Source organism: Prosthecobacter fusiformis, from assembly GCF_004364345.1.
In the GTDB taxonomy this organism is placed as follows: domain Bacteria; phylum Verrucomicrobiota; class Verrucomicrobiia; order Verrucomicrobiales; family Verrucomicrobiaceae; genus Prosthecobacter; species Prosthecobacter fusiformis.
Map to the genome: position 1 here is coordinate 22,832 of NZ_SOCA01000002.1, position 25,248 is coordinate 48,079.

Below are 25,248 nucleotides of genomic sequence, written 5' to 3' on the forward strand. Positions count from 1 at the left end.
AGTATCACAGCAGCCTCCCATGAATCCAGCCACGACCAGCCTCGAAGAAGCCGCCGTTTACCGCAAGGTCACCTGGAGGCTGATTCCGCTGCTCTTCACCTGCTACATCCTGGCCTACATTGACCGGGTGAATGTGGGCTTTGCCAAGCTGTCCCTGAAGGCGGAGCCGTGGTTCAGTGATGCGGTCTTTGCCACCGGGGCGGGCATTTTTTTCCTGGGGTATTTTTTCTTTGAGGTGCCGGGGAACATCATTCTGCACCGGGTGGGAGCGCGGCTGTGGATCGCCCGCATCATGATCGGCTGGGGGCTGATGTCAGGTCTGATGGCGCTGAGTGACAGCGCGGCCTCGTTTTATACACTGCGCTTTTTGTTAGGCGTGGCGGAGGCGGGTTTCTTTCCCGGCATCATTCTTTACCTCACCTACTGGTATCCGCGCCGGTTGCGGGCGCGCATGGTGGCGCTGTTCATGACTGCCATCGCCATGTCCGGCGTCATCGGCGGTCCGCTTTCGGGATGGCTGCTGAAGATTTCGGATGGCTGGCACGGGCTCGCCGCCTGGCAGTGGCTGTTTATTCTGGAGGCGATTCCCACTGTTTTGTTAGGCGTGGCCGTGCCGTTTCTGCTGGCCGACCGCCCGGCCAAGGCCAGGTGGCTGACCGAGGCTGAAAAGGCTCTGCTGGAAGGAAATCTGGAGGCCGATGAAAAGACGAAGGCCTCCGAAGGACATCAGGCCCATCGTGCGCTGGACGCCTTCAAGTCGGGCAAGGTGTGGCTTTGCTGCGCCATCTATTTCGGGGCCATCGTCGGGCTTTATGGCACCTCCTTCTGGCTGCCCCAGATCATCAAGGACAAGCTGACGCAGGATGACTGGCAGGTGGGCCTTTATTCCGCCTTTCCCTGGGGATGTGCGGCCATTGGCATGGTGCTGGTGGGGCGGCACAGTGACCGCACCGGCGAGCGCCGCTGGCACATCGGCATCTCCGCTCTGGTCGCTGCGGTGGCCTTTGTCATCAGTGGTCTGCCGGGTCTGCCACCTTTGGCAGTGCTGGGCGTCCTGGCCATCGCCATCACGGGGGTGATGAGCACGATCTCCTGCTTCTGGGCTCTGCCCACGGCCATCCTTTCCGGCACGGCGGCAGCGGCGGGCATCGCCTGGATCAATTCAGTGGGCAACCTTGCCGGTTACCTCAGCCCGGAAATGATCGCCTGGTTAAAGGAGCGTTATGATTTGCAGGCCGCCCTCAATGGGGTGGGCATCGCGCTGGCCATCGCCGGACTGCTGGTGATCTTTGGCACCCGGGATCCGGTCACGGTTCAGGCACCCAAGGTCTGATAATACGGGGCCAGCCGCCGCGCGTGCTCATCATAGGCGGCTTCAAAAAGAGCGGTGGCCTTTTCCGGTCCCACCAATACGCCTGCGGTCAGCACTTTCGGGGGCTGGCCTGCCTGAGTCAGACGCTGGGCGACTTCCGCTTTCACCGCATTCACCAGAAGGCAGCCGCCGACGGTGCTGCCAGGTGCCACGGGAGTTTCCAGACCTTCGATCTTCACCATCGCATCTCCAATCGGCGCACCGGTATCCAGGACGATGTCGGCAAAGTCCTGGAGCTTCTTGCCGCCCGGATGCCGTGTGGTGCTGGCCTCCGCATGGTCTTTGGAAATCAGCGCCACTACTTTCACCCCGCGCCGCTGAAACTCCTCCGCCATCTCCACGGGCACGACGTTGCAGCCGCTGGATGAAACCACCAGCGCGCTGTCTCCGGCTTTCAGGTCGAAGTTTCGCAGGATGCGGGCGGCCAGTCCGCTGACGTTTTCCAGGAACATGGCCTGCCGCTGACCGTTGGCACCGACGACGAGGTTATGAAATGTCAGGCTCAGCTCCACAATCGGATTGAACCCTGGAAACGAGCCATACCGTGGCCACATCTCCTCCACCAGGATGCGGCTGTGCCCGGAGCCAAACACATGCACCATCTGCCCGGCCAGGATGGTTTTGGCAAACAGGTCCGCCGTCTCCCGGATGGCCGGGAGCTGGGCGCGGACGCGGTCAAGAAGGGCCGCAGAGCAATCAAGATAAAGTTCAGCAGGTGTCATTGCACCCACCCTGAATCAGAAGCGCCTCATCCGCCTCCAAAAAGTCGTTTTGTCATCGCTGAAGAGCGGTACTTCAGGAGCTCATGCTTACCGGGCAAGAAAAAACCCGCGCAGTGGCCTGCGCGGGTTTTGGACTAACATGAAGTGTGGATGAAGATTAATCTTCTCCGCTGGCGGCAAGCTGGGCGATGACGCTGAGGTCTTCCAGGGTGGTGGTGTCCCCCTTGATGACTTCGCCTGCGGCGATCTGCTTGAGCAGGCGGCGCATGATCTTGCCGGAGCGGGTCTTCGGCAGGGCGGCGGCGAAACGAACTTCATCCGGTGTGGCCACGGGGCCGATGACTTTGCGGACGTGCTTCTTGAGCTCGTCGGCGAGGTCGCGACCGGTGGCGATGCCTTCTTTGACGGTGACGAAGCAGACGACGCCCTGGCCCTTCATTTCATCCGGACGGCCGACAACGGCAGCCTCAGCGACGGAAGGGTGAGAGACGAGGGCGCTTTCCACTTCGGCAGTGCCGAGGCGGTGACCGGCGACGTTGAGGACGTCATCAATGCGGCCAATGATCCAGATGTAACCGTCCTTGTCACGGCGGGCTCCGTCACCGGCGAAATACCAGCCGTCAAAGTCGTTCCAGTAAGTTTCCTGATAGCGTTTTTTATCGCCCCAGATGCCTCGCAGCATGGAGGGCCACGGTTTGCGGATGACGAGCTTGCCCTGTTCATCCTTGCCGACTTCCTGGCCGAGATCGTCCACGATGCCGACATCCACGCCGAAGAAGGGCAGGGTGGCGGTGCCGGGTTTGGTCGGCGTAGCTCCCGGGATGGGGGTGATCATGTGGCCGCCGGTTTCGGTCTGCCACCAGGTGTCCACGATGGGGCACTTGCTGCTACCCACCTGGGTGTGGTACCACATCCAGGCTTCAGGGTTGATCGGCTCACCCACGGTGCCAAGCAGGCGCAGGCTGGAAAGATCGTGCTTTTTCAGCCACTCATCACCCCACTTCATAAAGGCGCGGATGGCGGTAGGGGCGGTGTAGAACACGGTGACGGCGTATTCTTCGATGATCCTCCAGAAACGGTCGTTTTCCGGCCAGTTCGGTGCGCCTTCATACATGAGGGAGGTGGCACCGAGGGAGAGGGGACCATAGACCATGTAGCTGTGACCGGTGACCCAGCCGACATCGGCGGTGCACCAGTAAACATCGTCATCGCGCAGGTCGAAGACGTATTTGCAGGTCATTTGGGCGTGCAGCAGGTAGCCGGCGGTGCTGTGCAGGATGCCTTTGGGCTTGCCGGTGCTGCCGCTGGTATAAAGGATGAAGAGAGGGGACTCGGAGTCCATCACGGCGGCGGCGCAATGCGCGTCCACGTATTCCAGCTCGCGGTGCCACCAGACGTCGCGGCCCTGCTCGATGTGCACATCCTGGCCGGTGCGGCGGAAGACGATGACGGTCTCTACCGGGGTGTCGTTGCCCTTGAGGGCATCGTCCACATTCTTCTTGAGGGGGACGACTGCACCGCGGCGGTAGCCGCCATCGGAGGTGATGACAATTTTGGCCCCGCAGTCAATGACGCGGTCCTTGATGCTTTCCGCGCTGAATCCGCCGAAGACCACACTGTGAATGGCACCGATGCGGGTACAGGCCAGCATGGCGATGGCGGCCTCCGGGATCATCGGCAGGTAGATCATCACGCGGTCTCCCTTTTTGACCTTGTTGCGCTTCAGCACATTGGCGAAGCGGCAGACCTCACGATGGAGCTGCTGATAAGTGAGCACGCGTTTTTCCCCGGGCTCGCCTTCCCAGATGAGGGCGGCCTTGGTCTTGTTAGGCCCCACGAGGTGGCGGTCCAGGCAGTTTTCGCTGACGTTGAGTTTGCCGCCGAGGAACCATTTCGCGTTCGGGCACTTCCACTCCATGACCTTGGTGTAAGGCTTCTGCCAGGTGAGCTCCTTGGCTTCGCGGCCGAAGAACTTGTCCGGGTGCTTGATGGATTCCTCATACATCCGGCGGTATTCCGCCATGCTGCCAACGCGGGCCTTTTTGGAAAATTCTGCGCTGGGTTTGAACACGCGGTTTTCCGTCATGATCGTCTGGGATTTGCCGGCAGGCTTCTTGGCAGCGGCTTTCTTCGGGGCGGGCTTGGCAGCTTTCTTTTTGCTCATGGTGGGTTTAAACGGACGGAATTAACGCAGGAAACTCCAGGCTACATGCAGCAATCGTGCACTGGCAATAGCAGAGTGTTGCAATCCACAGCCAAAGGTCTAACCTGCGAGCCCTCTTTCCCCCAACCAAGTACCTAACAACCATGAGCAACCTCAAGCACGTCGCAGTCGTCGGCGCCACCGGAGCGGTGGGTGCGGAAATGTTGCGCTGTCTCGAACAGCGTCACTTCCCAGTCGGCCAACTTACCCTTCTCGCCAGCGCACGCAGTGCAGGCAAGACGTTGAAATTCAAGGGTGAAGACGTGGTCATTAAAGAACTGACACCGGACAGCTTTGCTGGGGTGGACATCGCACTGTTCAGCGCCGGTGGCGGCATCTCGCGTGATTTTGCCCCGCATGCCGTGAAGGCCGGTGCGGTGGTGGTGGACAATTCTTCCTATTTCCGCATGGACCCGACGGTGCCCCTCGTGGTGCCTGAAATCAATGCGGAGGACGTGAAGGGCCACCAGGGCATCATCGCGAATCCCAACTGCACCACCGCTATCTCCCTGATGGCGCTGCATCCGCTGCACCAGGCCTTCGGTGTGAAGCGCATCTTTGCCTCCAGCTATCAGGCCGTGTCCGGCACGGGAGCGCAGGCCATCGAAGAACTGGCCAACCAGAGCCGCGAATGGGCTGCAGAAAACCGCGCCTGGGATGCTGCCAAGCTGGACTCCAAGCCGCATGTGTATCCGCACCAGATCGCCTTCAATGCGATCCCGCATGTGGATTCCTTCCTGGAAAACGGCTACACGAAAGAGGAGATGAAGATGGAAAACGAGGGGCGCAAGATCATGCACCACCCGGATTTCCGTGCCTCCGTCACCTGCGTGCGCATCCCCGTCTTCCGCAGCCACAGCATCTCCATCAGCGCCGAGTTTGAGAAGCCGGTGGACCTCGCTGTCGCTCGCGAAGTGCTGTCCAAAGCCCCTGGCCTGGACGTGCTGGATGATCCTGCCAACAAAGTGTATCCGCTGGCCCTCGACATCGCCGGACGCGACAACTGCGCCGTAGGCCGTCTGCGTCTGGACTGCGCTCTGGGCAATGGCCTGAGCTTCTGGGTGGTGGGTGACCAGCTCCTGAAAGGCGCAGCGCTGAATGCGGTGCAGATCGCCGAGTGTCTGTAAGCTGAGCGACTGGACTCGAATTAAAAAAGCGCCCAAGGCTGAAAACCTTGGGCGCTTTTTTGTGAGATGGAAATGGCCAGTTGCGACGGCGCAACCGGCCCGGCGACTTACTTCATCAGCTCAGTCAGCTTGGGTGTGATGGCATCGGCCCAGATCTGGTAACCGGCTGCGGACAGGTGGAGGAAATCAGGCATGATTTCTTTGGTGAGGGTGCCATCGGCCTGGAGGAATTTATCACCGATGTCCAGGTAGTGGACGTTCTTGCCGTCATCCAGTTTGGCGATGATGGCATTGACTTCCTTCAGCTTCACTCGGCGATCATTGGCCTCCGCTTTTTCACCCCGTGGGAAAACGGCGAGCAGCAAGATCTTGGCCTGCGGCTGCTTAGCACGGATGGTTTCGACGATGAGGGTGACGCCTTTGGCGATGCCTTCTGCGCTATCAGTCGCGGAGTTGTTGGTGCCGATCATGAGGACCACACCTTTAGGCTTGATGGCACCATCAAGTTCACCATTGAGGATGCGCCAGAGGACATGCTGGGTACGGTCTCCACCGATGCCAAAGTTTGCCGGTTTGTAAGGGCCGAAGGATTTTTCCCAGATGGCTCTTTGCCTGCCCCAGCCAGCGGTGATGGAGTCTCCCAGGAAAAGCAGATCCACATCGCCTGCCTGGGCAATTTTGACAAAGCGGTCATGGGCGGCCATGAAACTGGCATTCGGCTTGCCATCAGGCCCTACCTTGATGGCAGGCACATCAGGTGGCTGAACAGGCAGCGCTGCAGCCGGGGCCGTTGTTGGAGCCTTGGCCGCGGGAGCAGATGTCTGCGCATGAGCGGCAAGGGAGAGTGCAAAAAGCGTGGCGGTAGCGAAGGCGGTTAATTTCATGGACGAGCAGTTTGAGATGCGGCAGTGAAAGCGGCAATCTTAAAATGGAGATTCAGATGCATGGAGGGATCTGGCCAAATGCGGCAGGGGGGAATATCAGCGGCCGTCAGTGGTCAGAATCACATCAGTTGGAGCTTTTGTTGCGGGCGGCTTCATGAACAATGTGGCTGGTGAAGTTGCCTAGCGGATTGCCATCCGCGTCGGGGCAAATCCAATCGGATACCTCGGCCACCGGGACTTCCACTTGGGAACCGGATTTCAGTTTTTTATGATGGAATGGATCATTGAGCAAATGCCCGTGCACATATTCCGGTTCCACGCCGAAGACTTCGACCCACATGTGCTCCGTGTCCCCTTCATCGCTAGTAAAGGGAGCTTTGATGATAAAGCGGGTGTCACCAGGCTCACGGACATTGAATGCGCTGACGAACTCGTGCCAGCGTTGCCGGGCTTTCTGAATGGCTTCCTCCATGGAGCCGCTGCCTTGCACACGAATGACGGCTGCCTTGACTTCTTCTCTAAAGACTCCCAGAGGATTGTCCCCCGTTAGAGTTTTTTCCAATTCGGAAGACCACAGGTTAAAGTGGTTATGCTGTGGACAGAAGACAGCTTGCGTCTGATCATCGGCCAGGGCTGCGATGGCTTTGCCAATCATTTGATAGGCCTTGTCAGCAGCAAATGTGGAATTGCTGGACTGGATGAAATCCAGAGAGAGCCAAGCCGAGTGAGAGCGGATGATCTCGGAGAAGCGTAGGTTACTAACCTTTTCTGCCAGTTCCTCTGGATCGTCAAAATAGGGACTGTCGTGGTTGTGAAGTGTAAAGAAAATGAAGACAGGTTTTGTCACCATGATCATGTAAACAGGACCTGCATGGCTGATGAACCCATCTGCATTTTCGGACTCCTCCTTGTCGCTGGTTATTTTGAGTTCCCAGGCTTCTGAAAGTGCGTGGGCTAGGACTTCGGGCTCGAGATAGCGGGGGCTGGAGCGCAACTGGACCAGAGAGATCAGCGGTTTCTCGTCGTGGTCCTGAGCCGGCATATCCTCGGGAGCCGCAGGTGGCGGTTCATCATTTTCATCGTCAGTGAAGATATTCGCATCCGGGTTTTTCCAAAGCCCTCGGGCCGCGAAGAGGAGCCCGATGGCTGCAATGAGGGTACGCCAAGTGAAACTGCCGTCAAAGACGAGCTGAATTTTGGCTAGGGCGAAAACACTGAGGGCAATGACTCCCGGGAGGATGGCCCAGCGTGCACGGCCGATGAGCGCGATACTCAGAACTACGGCGATACCAGCGAAGATGTAACGCCAAGGCTGGTGCAATAATGTGCCTGTTTTTATATAGATCCCTGCATGAATAAGCAGAAAAAAACATGCAAAGTTGCGGTGCGAGAACAACCATGAACACAGGGTTTTAACCATTCCTCTTTTCTGCACTCCTACCTACCTCTTGCCAAGTAATTATTTAAGATTAGCTGAGGTGCTGAAGTGGTATTACTCCTCTTTTTCAAGTTTGTGTATGAACTCAAAAAGCACCGGCGTGGCGGTGTCATTGGGCAGACCGAGGTTGCGGTTGATCAGGGAGTGATCGGTGTCTTCTACGGCCAATGTTTGGGCGGAAATGCCGGAGGCGGTGAGGGTGCTGGCCAGGCGGCCTGCTTGGGTGGTGGTGTCTGCATGCGTGGCCACATGCAGGATCAGGAAAGGCGGGATGTGTTTGCCCTTGGCGACGTGGTTGACCGCGGAGAAGCGTTGCTGAAGCTCGGGCGAGCCGAACTTTTCTGGATGGCCAAACTTGGCGTTAGGTTGGCCCAGGCTTTTTCGCCGCGCCTGGGCGGTGGCGATCTGCAGGGGGATGTCATAGGTATCCCCATCCACAGGCACACAGCCTTTTATAACAGGGAAGGGGACGCCTTCCGCCTTCAGGTATCCGTCATCGGTGCAGATCAGGGCGGCTAACTGGGCACCTGAGGAATGGCCCATGATGAAGAGCCGGTCTGGATCGCCACGATGCTCATGAATATGAGCGCGGACCCAGGCGACCGATTTGGCCACGTCGCGAACAATGTTTTCCATAGGCACCTGGGGCACAAAACGATGGCTGATGGAGACAAACACGAAACCTTGTTCGACAAAGGCCGCAGGCTTGTTCTGAATGTTAATCTTGTCCCCGGTCTGCCAGCCACCCCCGTGAATCCAGATGACGACGGGCCGCTTTTCCCCTTCCAGAGGGGAGTAAACATCCAGCATCTGACGTGGATTCGCGGGCTCTGCGTAGGGGATGTCACGGGTGAGACGGAAGATGGGTGCTGCCGGGTCCTGCGCGCCTGCGGAGCTGAGGCTGGCTGCGAGAAGGAGACTGGTCAGGATCTTCATGGCTGATGTTTTTTGTTATTCCGTGGCTAAATCAAAAGCTGGAGGCAGGTTCTATCTGCAATTTTTGATTGCCATGAATCACGGTAAACGCGGTGGCAGACGAAATGGCATTGAAAATGGCATAAAAAACGGTAAAGTCCCTGCCATGACTGCTGTGCTCACGCTCGATTCCTCCGGTCGCCTGGTATTGCCCAAACCTTTTCGGGACAAAATGCACCTCCAAGCGGGTGCCAAACTGCGCCTGGACATGGTGGGCGACAAACTGGAGCTGAGCCAGGAAGAGGAAGATGTGAAAGTGGTGCGCCGTGGAAAGCGACGCGTCATTGTAGGCTGGGAAGGTTTCGATGCGGCAAAGGCAGTACGCGAAATGAGAAAAGATCAGGTGGAACGCCTGGAAGCACCCTTCCGTAAATAATGTCTGCCTTCATTGATACATCTGTTCTTGTGGCTGCCATTGTGTCTGGGGAAGCGTATCACAAGGAGTGTGATGCACTGATGGACCGGGAATCACTGGGCATGTATTCACATGGCCTGGCGGAGGCCTTCAGTACACTCACGGGCGGGCGAAAGGGGTTTCGGATGTCTCCATTGTTTGCCGCCGAACTCATCGAAACGGATTACATGCCTTTTTTGAGCATCACCACCCTCACTCCCTCGGAACTCCTGCGACTGATGCGGGAGGCTGAATCACGCGGGGTGCGGGGTGGTGGGATCTTCGATTACATGCATCTCGTGGCAGCCCGCAAAGCGAAGGCGACCCGGTTTTACACGCTGAACGAATCCCACTTTCGGGCTTTTTATCGTGCGGGTGATCCGCAGATCCTGCATCCTTGATGGGCACCTTTACTGTGAGGCGATCTCTTCACTGTACTCCAGGCGGTAAAGATTGCCTTCTTGGGAAAGCAGGACCGGCTCACCCTGAGCATCGGAGGTCAGGAGGGTGGGATTAAACTTCATGGCATCCGGCTTGCGGTGCACCACCAGTCGGCGCGTGGCGCGTTCATTGAGGTCATCCATTTCCAGCGCCCAGACAGTGCCAAAACCCCAGTCGGCAAACAGAAAAGTGCCTTGCAAGGCGGGCATGTTTTCACCGCGATAGAGCAAGCCACCGACGATGCAGATGCCCTCCCCTCTCAGGCGGGTATAGGCATGCACGGGATCTGTCGTAGCGGTGTTGGCGAGGAGTGGACCGGGATGAAATGCCGTTTCCGCAGGACCATCGCGGTCGCTCCAACCATAATTGGCACCCTTTTTAATGAGGTTGATCTCCTCCCATAAATCCTGACCCACATCTGCACACCAAAGGTGCCCGGTTTGCGAATCAAAGGACAGTCCCCAGGGATTGCGCAAGCCGAGCGCGTAGATCTCAGGCCGGGAGAGCTGGTCATTGGCAAAAGGATTGTCTGCCGGGATGCCATACGGGAGCTTGCCTGTGCGGGCGTTGATGTCCAGGCGCAGGATCTTGCCGTGCAGTACCCATGGATTTTGAGCCAGACGATACGGGTCATTGCGCAGTCCCCCATCGCCCAGGGCGATGTAAAGAAGCCCATCCGGACCAAAATGAATGTGGCCACCCCAGTGGTCCGCCAGGGGCTGCTGGATCTCCAGGAGGACGCGCTCGCTCTCCGGCAGCGCGGTGGGCATGTCTCCAGGTGTGGCCCGCATCTCACTGATGACGGTGCGGCGTGGCTCATTCTGCGTGTAGCTCAGGTAAAAAAGACGGTTGGTTTCGAACTGTGGGTGAAAAGCGATGCCGTGCACCCCTTCCTCAAACATTGTAATTCCAGCCATGCGCTGGCGGAAGTCCAGGAATGGTCGCCACTGGCCACTGCCATCCAGTCGCACCGCGCAAAATTCCCCCCGTTGCAGAGCAATCACTTGCTCCCCCTGGCCCTCTGGAAGGGTGGCGAGCGTGACTGGCGAGTCGAATTCCCGGTCAAACTTAAGATGGTGCAGCCCAATGCCGCCGAGCACTTCTTCAGGAATCTCCAAAGGTGGAACTGCCGGAGGCTGGGTGATCTCCACCGGCTGATCATCCGGCACAGCCAGGATAAGGCCGCTGAAACTGAGGAGAAAAGGAGTCAGGGCCAGGGAGGATAAGCGGGACATGGCAGCGGGGAGTTAAATCCGACATTGCATAGATCGTGCCATTGAGCCTCTCCGGCGACTGGGAAGTTAAAATTTATTGAAAGGAAGTGGAGGTGGTGGCGGGGCGTTCATTGAGTTGTTACGTAATATATGCGTGGCTGCCTTTGGTCATCCGGGGGGCAATTCCGATAGAAGACTCGCAGCAAATAAAAAAAGAACTCATCGCTTTTCTTGCCAAGATGGTCGGACTGTTTCACATCCTTTCCCGAAACCATGCCACCCCCACCCGGCATTGAGCCGCCAGCTTCGGATATCGTTACGCTCAGCCTCATCTCGCACACCAATGCGGGAAAGACGACGCTGGCACGCACTCTATTGCGCAGAGATGTGGGGGAGGTGCGAGATGCGGCGCACGTGACGCTCTTCAATGAATCGTACGCATTGTTGGAGGAGGAGGCTCGCCTGCTGCGGTTGTGGGATACGCCCGGTTTCGGAGACAGTGCCCGGCTTTTAAAAAGGCTGAAGCGCGAGCGCAATCCGGTCCTCTGGTTCCTCTCCCAAAGCTGGGACAGGCTGACTGATAAGCCGCTCTGGTGCAGCCAGCAGGCGCTGAAAAATGTGCGCGATGAGGCCGATGTGGTGCTCTATCTGGTGAATGCCACAGAGCCGCCGGAAGTGGCCGCTTACATTGCGCCGGAGATGGAGGTGCTGGGTTGGGTAGGAAAGCCCGTGCTGGTTTTGCTCAACCAAACAGGCCCCCTGCAAGATCCTGCCACGGAGGCTGCAGAGATGAATGCCTGGCGTGAGCATCTCAAAAGTTATCCCTTTGTGAGGTCGGTGCTGCGCATGGATGCCTTCGCCCGTTGCTGGGTGCAGGAAGATCGCTTGATGGAATCACTGGCACCGTTGATGCCGGAGAATAAAAAGGAACCCTTTAAGCACCTGAAGAGGGCGTGGCATCAGCGCAATGTGGATATCTTTCGCCAGTCCTGCCGGGTCCTTTCTGAACTGCTGACGGCTGCGGTGGTGGATGGTGTATCCGTCCGCAATGAGACCCTGCTGGAGCGGGTGGGCATTGGTCGTACGGATCTGAACAAGGAGTATCAAGAGGCCCGTGAAAGGCTGGCCGTGCAATTGGCCGACCGCATCACTGCTGCCACGAATGCGCTCATCCGTCTGCATGGTCTGGAGGGTGAGGCTGCGCGTGCTATGGGAGCGCTGGCCAAGGATAACTTTCATGCTCCCCAGCAAGTGCCGGAGGCCATCTGGAGCGTCGTCGGCAGTGTCGCAGGCGGGGCTATGGGCGGGCTCATTGCGGACTTAAAAATGGGCGGTATGACCTTTGGTGGTGGAGCTTTGTTTGGTGGACTGGCTGCCGGACTGGGTGCTTACGCTTTGATCAAAAGTTACAACCTCGTGCGCGGGGGCGACCAGCGCTTGCACTGGTCGCGGGAACATTTCCGTGAACAAGTACGCCTAGCTATGCTGACGTATCTCGCCGTCTCCCACTTTGGCCGTGGCCGCGGTGAATGGCAGGAAAGTGCAGAGCCTTCGCATTGGAACAAACTGGTGGACCAAGTGCTGGATGAACACAGCGATGGAGTGGACCGACTATGGAAGGAAGGTGTGGAGAAAGAGATCCTGCCGGATGCCTTGTCGAAGGCTGCGCTGCCTTTGGTCAAAGATTTCCTCTCATGCACTCTGGCACGTCTGTATCCGGATGTGACCATCGTGGCATAACTCAAGGTATGGGGTTACTCCCATTCTTGGAGCGATGAAGATATGCACATGCGCAAAGCATGAACCGCGGACAGGACAAGATAGGCAGTGATTAAATGATGCATAAAGCATCACGATGCCCTATCCAAAAAAGAGACCCTCCGGCATGCGGAGCCGGAGGGTCTGTTTTGGCGATCCAGCAACCAACAACAGTGAGGATCGTGGCACGAAAGTCTTAGCTTGGGTAAAGCTGCAACATCGCGGTCTGTCAGGTCAAGCCTCGGCAGACGCTTGGAGGTTAAAAAGTTTTCCCCTCCGCGTCAACCCACGGGGTTGTTTTTTGCAAAAACGGGATGAATTATCATATTTGAGATGGCCGTTTTGCCGTAAAACTGTGATAATTTTAGAAGAAAGTAACTTGACAGGGCTGTGGGTAAGTGACTGTTCATGTGAATAACTGCAATAACTTAAGCGCACTGAACGTCTGCCTAAGCTTCACGGTATGAGGAAAGATGGTCTTGGCAATACACGTTCACTCCTTCTGCCCCATTTCCGTGAAGACAGGCCCAGAACCAGTCAGCAAATCTGATTGAAGATGTGCCGGACGCGCTGACGTTGGGCACCCACACCCCCAGCCAGGATTTTTCACATGGTCACCCATCGCTTCTCTCGTACAGCTTCGTGGTCCGCGCTCGCGGCATCACTTTTGACATTGTCCCTCCAGGCCAATGACTGGCCCACCTGGCGCGGCCCGTTGCAGAACGGTGTCAGCCTTGAGCATTACACCGATGCTGGCAAACTGCCCGAAACGCCCGCCTGGACATACGATGCTCGCGGCCGTGGCACGCCCGTCGTTTTTGAGGACAAAGTCATCCTCTGGGGCTATCGCGGTGAAACCACCGATCTGGTGGAACTGCTGACTGTCCTCGATGCCAAGACCGGCAAAAAGATCTGGGAAGTGGAGATCCCCGATTACCTGAGTGATTCCATCTACAACCGTTACTCCATTGGCGCACCGACGGTGGACCCTGAGACAAAGCGCATCTACCTCGTGAGCAATGCTGGCGTTTTTGTCTGCTATGAAATGGATGGCAAGAAGGTCTTCGAAATTCCGCTGATGGAAGATTATGGCCGCCTGACATTCCCGAACGCCCGAGTGGGCAGCCCGGTCATTGAAGGCGATGTGGTGATGACCCACTTCATCTTTTCCAACTGGGGCGCTGACGGTCCTGCCGCTGACCGCATGTATGGTTTCGACAAAAAAACCGGCGAGCTCGTCTGGTGGTCCCGCCCCGGCATCGTGCCTCCGGTGGACAGTGCCTTCTCCACACCGGTCATCGAGACTCGCGATGGCAAACGCGTCATGTATTACACCACTGGCTGCGGCCACATTGTGTGTGTGAACACACGCAATGGCCAGGCCTACTGGAAGATGCCCATCAGCAAAAACGGCGTGAATGCTTCCACCGTTCTTCATAAGGGCAACCTCATCGCCATCCATGCGGATGAAAACATCGACAGTTCTGACAAAGGCCGCATGGTGGCCATCAAGCTGCCAGAGACCCTGACCGCCGCCGCCGGACCTGAGAGCACTGTCCTGGAAGGTGCCGAAGTCTGGCGCCTGCCGCTGGGAGCTACCAGCAGCTCCCCAGTCCTGGTGGGGGATATCCTCTATCAGCTCACCGATGGTGGAGAGCTGAACTGCATCGATGCCAACACGGGCGAGATGAAGTGGAAGAAGAAGCTTAGCAACGCCAACCTGCACTCCTCCCCCCTCTATGTGGACGGGCTGCTTTATTGCCCGATGATGGAAGGCAAGCTCGTCGTGGTGAAACCCGGCGATACGGATGCTGAAATCGTCCAGGAAATCCAGCTCGAAGGGCAGTGCCTGGGCGCTCCTGCTGTGTGTGACGGTGTGCTTTATGTGACCAGCACGGAAAAATTCTACAGCTTCCCGATTCCTAACAGCGGCATCAAAGTGGATGAAGCTCCCGTAGCTGAAATCCCGAAAGCTGGCAAAGCCACCAGTCTGCAAATCATTCCTGCCGAAGTCGTCATCATGAACGGCGGCAAGCAGTCCTTCCGCATCCGCAGTCTGGATGCCAACGGTTTCGTCGTGAGCGAGGACGTCAAAGGCGTGAAGTGGGAATCCTTCATTCCCCCGACCGCCCGCGTGAAAGCCACCATGGACGCGACCTTCAATGATGCAGGCGAGCTCGTCGTCGCTGCGGATGCCAAAGAAAGCGCGGGTGCATTCAAGGCCACCAGCCCCGATGGCCTCATCGGCACCATCCGTGGTCGTGCGCTCAAGAGCCTGCCGCTGACGGAAAACTTCGATGAATACACTCTCAATGAAGACCAGCCGACTGAAGGCGTGAAGTTCTCTTATCCGCCGCTTCCTTGGATCGGTGCCCGCTTCAAATTCGACGTCCGTGAATACGAAGGAAACAAAGTCTTTGCCAAGACCTTCGACCGCCTTCTCTTCCAGCGCGGCACCGTCTTTGTGGCCCCCTCCCATCTGTCCAATTACACCATGCAGGCGGATGTCCTCACGGAAGGCAGTGCTCGTTTGAAATCAGACATCGGCTTCATCAATCAGCGCTACCTCATCTGTCTCCGGGGCAATGCCAACAAGCTGGAGATCAGCTCAAACCCCGAGCGCCTGAAGGTGGAAGGAAATTTCAAAGTCTCCGCCAACACCTGGTATACCCTGAAGACACGCGTGGACGTCAATGAAGACGGCAGCGGCGTGGTACTCGGTAAAGTCTGGCCCAAAGGTGAGGCCGAGCCTGAGGCCTGGACCGTCGAGGCCAAGGTGGCCAAAGCCCACAAGCAGGGCAGCCCTGGCATCTTCGGCTTCAGCCAGATGAACCAGAAGCGTGTGTTCATGGACAATTTGAGCATCACTCCGAACAAGTAATCCAAACCCTCATGCCCACAACACTGCCCGCCTCTGCTGAACAAACCTGGGATGGATCATTGGATGATATGCCAGTGATCGATCAATGGATTCAAGAAGAACGCCAAAGACTCTTGGCTGGCGGGCAGCCTCATCCCGAGGGCAAGGAGCTGGATGCATTCCGGCAAGCGGCGGCGATGCCAGTTAACATCTCGATGTTCGACCATGTCTGAGGCAACTTCATTTCCCTATCAACCAAAGTCAGGTGAGGGAAATGGAGTGTTGCCATTTTGTCCGGTGCTGTTGATCTCATCCGTATCAGTCATTATGGCTGATGGCCTTTTGGACTCAGGTGCGACAGTTTCCGTGCTGCCACATTCGGTCGGCATTACGCTCGGTTTTCGATGGGATCAGGACTTGCCATCAGTTTCGTTAGGCGGGAATCTGGCGCGTTTTGAGGCTAGACTCATCCGGTTGTCCATTGCAATCCCAGGCTTTAGCCCGCATCCCATGAGTTTCGCCTGGAGTAAATCTGACAACATCCCAGTCATTTTAGGGCAAATGAATTTCTTCCAATTTTACGACGTAACCTTTCATGGCAGTCAACGTTCTTTCGAGATCCAGACTGCCTCAAATCTGCCTTTCTAACTGTCCTTTTATACTCACATGAAGCTAAACACCACCCTCCTCCTGGCACTATTCAGTGCCACCGCACTCCAGGCTGCCGATTGGGCCGAATGGGGCGGCAGCAAGACCCGCAACATGGTCTCCGCTGAAAAAAACATGCCCGTCGAATTAAGCCCCGGCACCAAGTACGGACCCAAAGCGGCCCCAAAGATCGCCGGACGTCTCCGCCCCAATGCTGAAGAGGCTAACAAAGGCCCCGGCGCAGAGGACATCGAGATGAGCACCACCAAGAACTGCCTCTGGGTGGCCAAGCTCGGTTCCCAGACCTACGGCACGCCCATCATCGCTGATGGCAAAGTGTACATCGGCACCAACAATGAGTCTCCTCGGGATCCGAAGAACGTCGGTGACCGTGGCATCGTCATGTGCTTTGAGGAAAAGACTGGGAAGTTTCTTTGGCAGCTTGTTTCTCCCAAGATGGGCAGCGGCAAGGTGAATGACTGGGAATACCTGGGCATCTGCGCCAGCCCCACCATCGTCGGTAATCGCGCTTATGTTCCTGGCAACCGCTGCCAGATCATTTGCCTGGATGTCGAAGGCATGGCCAATGGCAACGATGGCATGAAAGAAGAAGCCGCCTTCATGGCTGCTCCGGACAAGGACGGCAAGCTCACCCCGGTGGAACCCGGCGCACAGGATGCCGACATCATCTGGGTGTATGACATGTATAAAGAACTCGGTGTCTTCCAGCACAACGCCACGGCCGGTTATCCCCTCGTCGTGGATGGCAAGGTGTTCGTCCCCACCTGCAACGGCGTGGACTGGACCCACACCAACATCCCGTCCCCTCAGTCCCCCAGCTTCATCATGCTGGATGCTGAAAATGGCACCCTCCTGGGTGAAATGGACCACGTCGCCAGTGAGCGCGTGCTTCATTGCTCCTGGTCCAGCCCGACTTATACCGAAGTGAACGGCAAGCCGCAGATCATCTTCGCTGCGGGTGACGGCTGGGTCTATTCCATGGCCCCGGAAACTGAAAAGAAGGACGACTTCGACATCCTCAAGGAATACTGGCGCTATGATGCCAACCCTCCTGAATACCGCAAAAACGACGCAGGCGAGCCGATCAAATACGTCGAATACGACGGCCCTAGCGAGATCATCGCCACCCCGGTGGTTTATGAAGGCCTGATCTATGTCGCCATCGGCCAGGACCCTGAACACGGTGAAGGCGTGGGTATGCTGAGCTGCATCGATCCTAAAGCCACCGGCGACCAGTCCGGCAAGGCCGTCTGGACATTCAAAGGCATCGAGCGCTCCATCTCCACCGCCGCCATCAAGGACGGTCTGATCTACATCCCAGACTATACCGGCCGCCTGTTCTGCCTGGATGCGAAGACCGGCAAGGAATACTGGAAATTCGACACCAAAGGCCACATCTGGGCCAGCCCTCTGGTCGTGGATGGCAAGGTGTATATTGGCAACGAAGAAGGTGAACTCTTCATCCTGGCCGAAGGCAAGGAATTGAAGGAACTCAACACCATCGAATTCCCATCCCCACTCTTCGGTGGTCTTGTCGCTGCCAATGGCTGCCTTTATGTGGCCACCAATACGCATCTGTATTGCTTCAAAGAAGGCGGCACGCCTATCGAGACTGCAGCTGCTAAATAAGACAGTTTTACCATCATCATTTATAAAGGGCCGGAGGTTTTTCCTCCGGCCTTTTTTGTTGGAATGAGCCTTCCATGGTTCATCCCATGGCCTTTTGCCCGATTGTTTGCTCCGTCAATCATTGGAGGCGGCATACTCCATTTTTATCTTCACTATTTTCCAACTTTAGGGTCTGAAGGGAGAATCCATTCATAGAAGATTCGACCTCACTTTTTCTTCATCCCCCTATGAACAAATCTCTTTTTCTCACCTTTGGCTGCCTGGGGCTCCTCGGACAGATCTGTCTCCAAGCTCTTGAACCTACGATTCAGAAAATCTATTCACCTGCACCTGCAACAGGTCAGACTCCTTCTTTCGGCAAGTCTGTGGCCATGACTGAACGCTTCATCCTCGTGGGAGATCCAGGGGATGACACGAAAGGCAGCAATGCTGGCGCGGCCTACCTGCATGACGCGAAGACGGGCAAGCGGTTACGCAAGCTGCTGGCCAATGATGGAGCGGTGGGGGATGTCTTTGGTACCTCCGTGGCCGTCAGTGGAAACCTCGCCATTGTCGGTGCCACGGGGGCGGATAGTGGCCGTGGGGCGGTGTATGTTTTTGACCTCAAGAAGGGCACGCAGATCAATAAGCTGGTCGGTGTGCCGAGCGATCAGGAGGCCGGGCTCCTGGATCTCTTCGGCTTCTGTGTAGCCCTGGAGGGCACCACGGCGCTCATCGGCTCCCCAGGTGATGACCAGGTGAATCTGGGCATTGATTCAGGCAGCGTCTATGCCATGGACGTCATCACCGGCAGGCTGCTGACAGGTCCTCTGAATGGTGAGCGGAAGATCCAGGCCGATCCGGCGGATGCTGACAACAACGATGAGTTCGGCCGCAGTGTGGCTCTCAGTGGAAACATCGCCGTGATCGGCGCGCCCAGGGACGCCTTCGGTGCCAAGGCGGAAGCAGGGACCGTGTACATGTTCCAGATCAGGAGCGGTCAGCGGCTGCGCAAGGTCAATGTCGGTGATGGTGTGGCCGGAGATGCCTTTGGCAGCAGCGTGGCCATTCAGGGAGATCTGATCCTGGTCGGTGCGCCGAAAAGTGAAGTCGTGAGCCTCCTCCCCAACTCGGGCAGTGCCTATCTGATCAATTTCTTGAACTTTACGATCGTGAAGAAATTCCCCAACCCCATCGGTCTTCCTGATGAAGAATTCGGCAGTGCCGTCTCGCTCTCCGGCAACTTGGCGCTGGTGAGCGCTCACCAAGGGGTTCAGCGCGGGTTGGCCACAGGTACCGCCTTTTTGTTTGATACGGTCAGCGGGGCATCTCTGCGCTCCATGGGCGTTCAGGATGCGTCTGAGAATGCTCTTTATGGAGCCTCTGCCGTGCTCTCGGGGAATCAGGCGGTGATAGGTTCTCCTGGGGATGATGACATGGGCGCCAATGCAGGAGCGGTTTATCTTTTCAAAGCGCTTTCCGGTCCTTTGGGGGTGAATACCCTGGCCAAAAAAAGCGACTATGCACCCGGCGCTCCGGATACGGCGTTCGCTGGCTTCAGTGCCTATCAGGTCACCCCAGACGCCCATGTCCTGCTGCAGGCGACCGTGAGCGGCACGGGTGCCTCAGGGGGACGGACTTCAGGCATCTGGAGCCGGCTAGGAGGCAGCTTTGACCTGGCTCTGCGTACGGGCGACAGCATTAATTCTTCCGCGAATGCACCCAAGGTGACGGGCCTGACCAACCCTGTGCACACCTTCTTCGGCGTCACCACTTTTTATGCCAAAATCAAAGGCCCCGGCATCACTGCGAACAATGATGAGCAGTGGGTCATGGATAACGGCACGAGTGTCACAACCTTGGTGAGTGAGGGCAATCTGCTGGACAGTGGGGAGGCAATTGGCGGCCTGGGACAGATGGTGAACAGCAGCAATGAGGGGATGGCTGCCATGATCGTGGGGCTGCGCAGCAGTCCGACAAAGGCAGTCTCGAAAGCGAATGACAGTGCCGCCCTCATGTTTGGTCTCCCGGGTGATACGGTGGTGGCCTCCGTCATCGAAGGCACGGACAGTCCGATTGCAGGGGTGAAATTTGGCCAAGTCGGGCCACGCATCACTTTGGATCGCGACACGGCCATCGTCCCCGCAGCCCTGGTCAGCGGCAGCACCGTGGTGACAGCGGCGAATAACGCCTGCCTGGTCCAATTCCGTCCCGGGTCACCCACCTTCATCCTGGCTCGCAAGGGAGCTGCGGCACCCAATGTGGGCGGCCAGACCAGCGGCGTGTTCAATGCCTTCCTGGGCGAGTGCAACAGCGGTTTCTCTTACCTCATCCGTGCCAGCCTGACCGGTGTTCCAACAGGTGAAAACGAAGGTCTCTGGGGCAACGGCATCAATCTTTTGAACCTGATTGCTCAAAAAGGCAAACAGGTGCCGCAGTTGGCCACCGGCATCAAATACGCCGCGTTTTTGCGTTACACCTGCGGGACTTACGGTTTCACGGTGCTGGCCAAAATTTCGGGTCCAGGTGTCAGCGCTGCCAATGATCTCGTACTGGTGCATTATCCGTCGGCAGCATCGGCATTATCGGGTGCGCGCTTGCTAATGCGCGAAGGGGATTTTGCTCCGGATGGCGGTGGAGCCCGCATCGGCCTGATTCAGAAGGTGGAGGTGGACCGCACTTCGGGCAGCTACGCCATCATCACGACTCTGACCGACAGTGATGCCGCCAGCAGCCAAGCATTGTGGACGGGGAAACTCACTTCGAATACCCAGTCCAATGCCCTGGTAGAGTTTGAGAAACCTCGGCTGCGCCTGCGTCGTGGCAGCTTCCAAAGCCTAGGGAGTGTCACCTCGGCTCTGACCACGATTGATTTCATGATCCCTCTGGATCCGACTGGTGCGGGAGGAAGGGGGCTTGGGAGCCCTGTCGGCGGAAATAATGTCGCCCTAGTGGTCACCTTTGCCAACAAACAGGTCATTGCCGGACCTTTGGCGGCTTTGGTTTCGGATATCGCACCGGAAATTGAACCTGAATGAGGCGGCCTATCCATGACTGATGGGGTCGTGGTACAGGTCGTGCATCCCATCGCCTCAATGGGCCGGAAGAAAAACTTCCGGCCGTTTTGTTAAGGGGGGCACGCCGGTCAGTTCACCTCAATGCGCGGCGTTATCGGGATCCGCTTATTCAGCCAAGCCAGGATAAAAAAGACTCGCAGCCGCCACCAAGCCGCAAAGGACAGCCGCGTGCGGCCCGCCAGGACTGCATTGATGGAGCAGGTCATTTGCATGCGAGGATGAGGTTGGAAGAAGATCTGGGCGAAATGCTTCCGGTAGAAGTTCTCAATGAACTCCCAGTATTGGGCGATCCGCGCTCGGTTGTCCTTCTCATAGCGCCTCATTCCTTTTGTCATCGCCTGGCCTGAAGTGAGGGCCTCATGCACGGCCTGCGCACCTTGCTGGCCACTGGTCATGGCCAGTAGCACCCCACTGGAAAAAATGGGGTCAATGAAACCCGAGGCATCGCCGATGCGCACGACGCGGGGTGAGATGAGTCGCTCATTGCGGTAGGAGAAATCGGTCACCACATGCAGGGAGGTAAGCGACACCGCCTCCATGAAGCGTTTGCCCACGGCGGGAGTATTGCGCACGGCCTCTTCATAGACCTGTTCGGGTGTCTGTCCCAGCTTTTGGAAATCCGCACGATCCAGCACCAGACCGACACTGGTCTTATTCTTTTCCAGCGGGATCATCCAGAACCAGGAGTTCTCCCTCCTAACAATGAGGATGTCACCATCTTCTTCACCCTGCGGCATGTCCAGATTTTCAAAATGACCGAAGATCGCGATCTTCTTGTGTCCTGGATAATATTCGCGCAGAGACTCACGGGTGCCAGTGAAATTGGACAGGCCGCTGGCATCCATCAGGAAAGAAGCCGTCACCGTATGCTCCATGCCATGGGCATCCTGATAACGGACGTTGACCTCTTTTTCAGTGATTTTGTTTTCTAGGACCAGGCACTCTTCACGCACCTCTACCCCCTGCTCACGGGAATGCTTTAGCAGCAGATTATCAAACTTTGAGCGCTCCACCTGGACCGATTGGGGGTACTCGGTAAAGGAACCTTTGGAGAAATCCAGGCGCACGCTGCGGCTGTCATTGCCCATGATAAACTGGGCTCCACGTTTCACCATGAAACCGGCAGTTTCGATCTTGTCCCACACACCCAGGTCCTCAAAAATCTTGCGGTTGTAGGGCAGCAATGATTCCCCCACATGGAAGCGAGGGAACTTCGCCTTTTCCAGTACCAGCACACGTCTTCCGGCCTGGGCGAGTGTCGTGGCGGCGGTGGACCCCGCAGGCCCTCCGCCGATGATGATGACATCCCACTGGGCATGAGTCAGTGGAGGGAAGCTGGCGGATGAATTGAACGTGCTTTTGGTTATGCGCATTGCCTAAACAGTCTCGGATAGGTTTAAAAACGTGCAATGCCATAACTGCAAAGATGTGATTTTAGCCATGCTGAAACGGCATTACTATGATGCTAAATTACTATTTTTAGCATCATTGAACTAGTGTTTGCTGGCAGGTCATGAGCACTACACACGATGCCATCGTCATCGGCGGTGGCCCGGCCGGTTCCAGTTCTTCAGCCATCCTGGCTGAGGGCGGTCATCGGGTGCTGTTGCTGGAACGGGAAAAATTTCCGCGCTATCATATTGGTGAGTCACTCATCCCCTTCACCTACTTTCCTCTGAAGCGATTGGGGCTGGTGGACCGGATGAAGCAGTCCCACTTCGTGCGCAAATACAGTGTCTGTTTTGTGCCTCCGCATGGCCGCACCAGCCAGCCCTTTTACTTTTTTAACCGTTATGACCGCGACACGGTGGCGGAAACCTGGCAAGTGCTGCGCTCGGAGTTTGACCAGATCCTGCTGGACAATGCGCGGGATAAAGGGGTGGAGGTGCACGAGCAGACCAAGGTGCTCGATCTGCTGCGCGATGACCTGGGCCGAGTGGTCGGGGTGCGTGCGGAGCATCACGATGGCAGCATCGCCCATTATCATGGCAAGATCACCCTGGACTGTTCTGGCAAGGAGGCTTTCACGACCGTGCGCAATGGCTGGCGGGTGCGTGATCCGTATCTGAACAAGGTGGCCGTGTGGACCTATTATCAAGGCTCACGCCGTGAGGCTGGCGTGGATGAAGGCCAGACCACCGTCGCCTTTGTCAAAGACAAGGGCTGGTTCTGGCACATCCCGCAACACAATGACAGGGTCAGCGTGGGCGTGGTGGCGGAGGGGAAATATCTCTCCCGCGATGGCGTCAAGAGCCCGGAGCTCATTTTTAATCGTGAGGTGGATGAGAATCTCTGGATCAAGGAATCCCTGGCCCAGGGGGAGCAGGTCGGGGACTATTTCATCACGAGTGAATACAGCCATCATGCGAAGCACTGTGGCAGTGAAGGGCTGCTGCTGGTGGGTGATGCCTTCGCCTTCCTGGACCCCGTTTTCAGCAGCGGCCTCATGTTCGCCATGAAGAGCGGCGTGCTGGCTGGCGAGGAGGTGAGCAAGGGCCTGAAGGAAGGTGACCTCAGCCCAGAACGCTTCCTCGAATACTCCAGGGTTCTCCGCCAAGGCGTGGAGAATATGCGCAAGCTGGTCTATGCTTTTTACAATCCAGATTTCAGTTTCAGTAAGCTCATCCGCAATCATCCAGATGCAGCCGATGCTGTGACCGACTGCCTGAGCGGGGACGTCAATAAGGACTACACTAAGCTCTGGCATCAAGTGCGTGAAATCGTTCCGCTGCCGGATGATCTGCCTCTGGGTGAGCCGCAGATGCAGTGCATGGCCGAGCCCTGCTGTGCCTAACTTTTTTTGCTATCTTGTTCCGAGTGAATCCTTCCCCTTCCGCCCTTCCCGCTGATCCTTCAACTTACGACATCATTGTCATTGGTGGTGCTCTTTCAGGCGCAGCTACAGCCACGCTATTGCTTCGCCACAATCCGGGAATCCGGCTTTTGATTGTCGAAAAATCCGCCCGGCTCACCCGTCGTGTCGGTGAGGCGACGGTGGAAATCAGCGCCTACTTCATGGGACGCGTGCTGGACATGACGCACTACCTCAATGAAAACCATCTGGTAAAACAGGGGCTACGTTTCTGGTTTGAAAACGATGAGGTCACCAATGTTTCCCATGCCAGCGAGTTGGGAGCTAAATACCTCTCGCGCATTCCTTCCTATCAGCTTGACCGCTCCACCTTCGATGAGGAAGTGCTGCGCCGGGCCTGTGTGGCAGGTGCCGAGCTAATCCGCCCGGCCACAGTTTCCAACGTGCATCTTAATGAGGGTGGCATGCAGACTCTGGACATCAGTCATGAGGGGCAGACGCGAAGTCTGCGTACACGCTGGCTGGTGGATGCCTCCGGTCTGGCGGCCGTTCTTGCACGCAAAAACGGCTGGTGGAAATCCAATAGGGAACATCCGACGGCTGCAGTGTGGTCACGCTGGAAGGGTGTCAAGGATTGGGACAGCCGCGAGCTGGCACTCAAATATCCGCAATGGTCGCGGGCCGTCTATGGCATCCGCAATACCGCCACCAATCACATCATCGGAGATGGTTGGTGGAGCTGGTGGATCCCACTGAAAGGTGGGGATGTCAGCGTGGGAATCGTCTTTGACCAACGTCTGGTGCATTTCCCGCAGGACGGTCGCAAGATCGGCGAGCGGCTCAAGAGTTTCCTCATGAAACATCCGGTAGCTCGCGAGATTCTGGTGGATGCTGAATTCCACGAGGACGACATGCATCTGCGACGGAATCTGGCCTATTACAGTGAACGCTTTGCTGGAGACGGATTCGTGCTTGTAGGGGATGCGGCTGCATTCATGGACCCTTTTTACAGTCCTGGCATGGACTGGATTTCCTTCACCACCAGCAGTGCTGCCAATCTCATCACTGAGCAGCGCAAGGGTCTGCCCATGGTGGAACGGCTGGAGAAATACAACCGTGATTTCAAGGTCAGCCACCGGCGCTGGTTTGAATCCCTGTATAAGGATAAGTATGAATACATGGGTGAGTTTGACCTCATGAGCCTGGCCTTCCGGCTGGATCTGGGGCTGTATTATTGGGGCGTCGTGGAGGTGCCGTTCAATCATGGTGAAGAGGCCCTTTTTGCACCTCCGTTCTCGCCTCCTTCTGGGCGACTTTTCTCAGCATTGATGAGCCTGTATAACCGAAGGTTTGCAAAGATTGCCCGCCGCCGCAGGCGTGTGGGAACACTGGGCCGGACCAACAGTGGAAACCGCTGCCTGATCCCGGGTTTCATGCTCAAGCGTAGCAACATGCTGCAGCTTTTTCCCTTGCTGGGAATCTGGGCGACTCTGGAGATCAAGGAAGGCTGGCGCACTTGGTTTACCAATGACACTCCAGCAAGCTGAGCGGGAAAGCGGTTGACTGAGTTTTGGAATGATGTCAGAAGGGGCTACGGCAATGGATTCTGCCGGGCCCTGATAGGGTCAAACCGCCGCTGATGGCTGATGATTCCTGCCATACCAGGTAGAATCATGTCCGCATTTCTAATAACG

Annotated in this window: 19 protein-coding genes and 1 riboswitch; of the genes, 12 read left to right on the forward strand and 7 right to left on the reverse strand. The window is 57.0% G+C overall.

Going from position 1 to position 25,248, the window contains the following annotated elements:
• Positions 1-19 precede the first annotated feature (19 nt).
• Complete coding sequence (locus tag EI77_RS06085; RefSeq protein WP_133793902.1) at positions 20-1,333, forward strand: MFS transporter; 1,314 nt, start codon at positions 20-22, stop codon at positions 1,331-1,333.
• Here the strand turns inward: EI77_RS06085 and EI77_RS06090 are convergent.
• Both EI77_RS06090 and acs read right to left on the reverse strand, forming a co-directional pair.
• On the reverse strand, positions 1,315-2,094 hold the full coding sequence (locus EI77_RS06090; RefSeq protein WP_133793903.1) for a sugar isomerase domain-containing protein: 780 nt from the start codon (positions 2,092-2,094) through the stop codon (positions 1,315-1,317). The genes EI77_RS06085 and EI77_RS06090 overlap by 19 nt on opposite strands.
• Before the next feature lie 157 nt (positions 2,095-2,251).
• A complete protein-coding gene (acs, locus tag EI77_RS06095; protein WP_345778273.1) occupies positions 2,252-4,180 on the reverse strand; it encodes an acetate--CoA ligase in 1,929 nt (642 codons plus the stop codon).
• A 221-nt stretch (positions 4,181-4,401) separates the two neighbouring features.
• Here acs and EI77_RS06100 point away from each other — a divergent pair, with 221 nt between their 5' ends.
• Entirely contained in the window at positions 4,402-5,424 is a 1,023-nt protein-coding gene (locus EI77_RS06100; protein WP_133793905.1) for an aspartate-semialdehyde dehydrogenase, read from the forward strand.
• A gap of 107 nt (positions 5,425-5,531) precedes the next feature.
• Here EI77_RS06100 and EI77_RS06105 read toward each other — a convergent pair whose 3' ends face one another.
• The 3 genes from EI77_RS06105 to EI77_RS06115 form a co-directional block, all read right to left on the reverse strand.
• The gene (locus tag EI77_RS06105; protein ID WP_133793906.1) at positions 5,532-6,308 is read right to left on the reverse strand and encodes a platelet-activating factor acetylhydrolase IB subunit; all 777 of its coding nucleotides are present in this window, start codon (positions 6,306-6,308) and stop codon (positions 5,532-5,534) included.
• A 124-nt stretch (positions 6,309-6,432) separates the two neighbouring features.
• Complete coding sequence (locus EI77_RS06110) at positions 6,433-7,629, reverse strand: DUF2314 domain-containing protein (protein ID WP_166647071.1); 1,197 nt, start codon at positions 7,627-7,629, stop codon at positions 6,433-6,435.
• Positions 7,630-7,800: 171 nt separating this feature from the next.
• Positions 7,801-8,682: an alpha/beta hydrolase gene (locus EI77_RS06115; RefSeq protein ID WP_133793908.1), complete on the reverse strand. Its 882-nt coding sequence runs from the start codon at positions 8,680-8,682 to the stop codon at positions 7,801-7,803.
• A gap of 145 nt (positions 8,683-8,827) precedes the next feature.
• On the opposite strand from EI77_RS06115, the gene EI77_RS06120 reads away from it, so the two are divergent.
• Both EI77_RS06120 and EI77_RS06125 read left to right on the forward strand, forming a co-directional pair.
• Positions 8,828-9,097, forward strand: coding sequence for an AbrB/MazE/SpoVT family DNA-binding domain-containing protein (locus EI77_RS06120; RefSeq protein ID WP_133793909.1), 270 nt, complete (start codon positions 8,828-8,830; stop codon positions 9,095-9,097).
• Positions 9,097-9,516: a PIN domain-containing protein gene (locus tag EI77_RS06125; protein WP_133793910.1), complete on the forward strand. Its 420-nt coding sequence runs from the start codon at positions 9,097-9,099 to the stop codon at positions 9,514-9,516. The genes EI77_RS06120 and EI77_RS06125 overlap by 1 nt, the downstream gene beginning before the upstream one ends.
• A 9-nt stretch (positions 9,517-9,525) precedes the next feature.
• Here the strand turns inward: EI77_RS06125 and EI77_RS06130 are convergent, their stop codons facing one another.
• The gene (locus EI77_RS06130) at positions 9,526-10,791 is read right to left on the reverse strand and encodes a PQQ-dependent sugar dehydrogenase (RefSeq protein ID WP_133793911.1); all 1,266 of its coding nucleotides are present in this window, start codon (positions 10,789-10,791) and stop codon (positions 9,526-9,528) included.
• Positions 10,792-11,043: 252 nt separating this feature from the next.
• Between EI77_RS06130 and EI77_RS06135 the strand changes: the two genes are divergently transcribed.
• The 6 genes from EI77_RS06135 to EI77_RS06160 all read left to right on the forward strand — a co-directional run bounded on the left by EI77_RS06135 (position 11,044) and on the right by EI77_RS06160 (position 20,703).
• On the forward strand, positions 11,044-12,510 hold the full coding sequence (locus EI77_RS06135; RefSeq protein WP_133793912.1) for a DUF3482 domain-containing protein: 1,467 nt from the start codon (positions 11,044-11,046) through the stop codon (positions 12,508-12,510).
• Positions 12,511-13,138: 628 nt separating this feature from the next.
• Entirely contained in the window at positions 13,139-15,409 is a 2,271-nt protein-coding gene (locus EI77_RS06140; protein ID WP_133793913.1) for a PQQ-like beta-propeller repeat protein, read from the forward strand.
• A gap of 11 nt (positions 15,410-15,420) precedes the next feature.
• Complete coding sequence (locus tag EI77_RS06145; protein WP_133793914.1) at positions 15,421-15,621, forward strand: hypothetical protein; 201 nt, start codon at positions 15,421-15,423, stop codon at positions 15,619-15,621.
• A complete protein-coding gene (locus EI77_RS06150) occupies positions 15,614-16,036 on the forward strand; it encodes a pepsin/retropepsin-like aspartic protease family protein (RefSeq protein ID WP_133793915.1) in 423 nt (140 codons plus the stop codon). Before EI77_RS06145 ends, EI77_RS06150 begins: the two co-directional genes overlap by 8 nt.
• A gap of 18 nt (positions 16,037-16,054) precedes the next feature.
• Positions 16,055-17,686 (forward strand): outer membrane protein assembly factor BamB family protein, encoded by a 1,632-nt coding sequence (locus EI77_RS06155; RefSeq protein WP_133793916.1) that lies wholly within the window; start codon positions 16,055-16,057, stop codon positions 17,684-17,686.
• Positions 17,687-17,913: 227 nt separating this feature from the next.
• Complete coding sequence (locus EI77_RS06160; RefSeq protein WP_133793917.1) at positions 17,914-20,703, forward strand: FG-GAP repeat protein; 2,790 nt, start codon at positions 17,914-17,916, stop codon at positions 20,701-20,703.
• 107 nt (positions 20,704-20,810) lie between these two features.
• Here EI77_RS06160 and EI77_RS06165 read toward each other — a convergent pair whose 3' ends face one another.
• Complete coding sequence (locus EI77_RS06165; RefSeq protein WP_133793918.1) at positions 20,811-22,115, reverse strand: NAD(P)/FAD-dependent oxidoreductase; 1,305 nt, start codon at positions 22,113-22,115, stop codon at positions 20,811-20,813.
• Positions 22,116-22,255: 140 nt separating this feature from the next.
• Between EI77_RS06165 and EI77_RS06170 the strand changes: the two genes are divergently transcribed.
• Both EI77_RS06170 and EI77_RS06175 read left to right on the forward strand, forming a co-directional pair.
• Entirely contained in the window at positions 22,256-23,536 is a 1,281-nt protein-coding gene (locus EI77_RS06170; RefSeq protein ID WP_133793919.1) for an NAD(P)/FAD-dependent oxidoreductase, read from the forward strand.
• Between the two features lie 23 nt (positions 23,537-23,559).
• The gene (locus EI77_RS06175; protein ID WP_133793920.1) at positions 23,560-25,101 is read left to right on the forward strand and encodes an NAD(P)/FAD-dependent oxidoreductase; all 1,542 of its coding nucleotides are present in this window, start codon (positions 23,560-23,562) and stop codon (positions 25,099-25,101) included.
• Positions 25,102-25,140: 39 nt separating this feature from the next.
• Positions 25,141-25,217, forward strand: a riboswitch (Fluoride riboswitch).
• Positions 25,218-25,248: the final 31 nt, after the last annotated feature.

Coding starts and splice junctions, on each gene's coding strand:
- EI77_RS06155 (WP_133793916.1), top strand. CDS start 16,055: ATGAAGCTAAACACCACCCTCCTCCTGGCACTATTCAGTGCCACCGCA.
- EI77_RS06130 (WP_133793911.1), bottom strand. CDS start 10,791: ATGTCCCGCTTATCCTCCCTGGCCCTGACTCCTTTTCTCCTCAGTTTC.
- EI77_RS06145 (WP_133793914.1), top strand. CDS start 15,421: ATGCCCACAACACTGCCCGCCTCTGCTGAACAAACCTGGGATGGATCA.
- EI77_RS06105 (WP_133793906.1), bottom strand. CDS start 6,308: ATGAAATTAACCGCCTTCGCTACCGCCACGCTTTTTGCACTCTCCCTT.
- EI77_RS06100 (WP_133793905.1), top strand. CDS start 4,402: ATGAGCAACCTCAAGCACGTCGCAGTCGTCGGCGCCACCGGAGCGGTG.
- EI77_RS06120 (WP_133793909.1), top strand. CDS start 8,828: ATGACTGCTGTGCTCACGCTCGATTCCTCCGGTCGCCTGGTATTGCCC.
- EI77_RS06135 (WP_133793912.1), top strand. CDS start 11,044: ATGCCACCCCCACCCGGCATTGAGCCGCCAGCTTCGGATATCGTTACG.
- EI77_RS06150 (WP_133793915.1), top strand. CDS start 15,614: ATGTCTGAGGCAACTTCATTTCCCTATCAACCAAAGTCAGGTGAGGGA.
- EI77_RS06115 (WP_133793908.1), bottom strand. CDS start 8,682: ATGAAGATCCTGACCAGTCTCCTTCTCGCAGCCAGCCTCAGCTCCGCA.
- EI77_RS06160 (WP_133793917.1), top strand. CDS start 17,914: ATGAACAAATCTCTTTTTCTCACCTTTGGCTGCCTGGGGCTCCTCGGA.
- acs (WP_345778273.1), bottom strand. CDS start 4,180: ATGACGGAAAACCGCGTGTTCAAACCCAGCGCAGAATTTTCCAAAAAG.
- EI77_RS06125 (WP_133793910.1), top strand. CDS start 9,097: ATGTCTGCCTTCATTGATACATCTGTTCTTGTGGCTGCCATTGTGTCT.
- EI77_RS06140 (WP_133793913.1), top strand. CDS start 13,139: ATGGTCACCCATCGCTTCTCTCGTACAGCTTCGTGGTCCGCGCTCGCG.
- EI77_RS06090 (WP_133793903.1), bottom strand. CDS start 2,094: ATGACACCTGCTGAACTTTATCTTGATTGCTCTGCGGCCCTTCTTGAC.
- EI77_RS06170 (WP_133793919.1), top strand. CDS start 22,256: ATGAGCACTACACACGATGCCATCGTCATCGGCGGTGGCCCGGCCGGT.
- EI77_RS06165 (WP_133793918.1), bottom strand. CDS start 22,115: ATGCGCATAACCAAAAGCACGTTCAATTCATCCGCCAGCTTCCCTCCA.
- EI77_RS06085 (WP_133793902.1), top strand. CDS start 20: ATGAATCCAGCCACGACCAGCCTCGAAGAAGCCGCCGTTTACCGCAAG.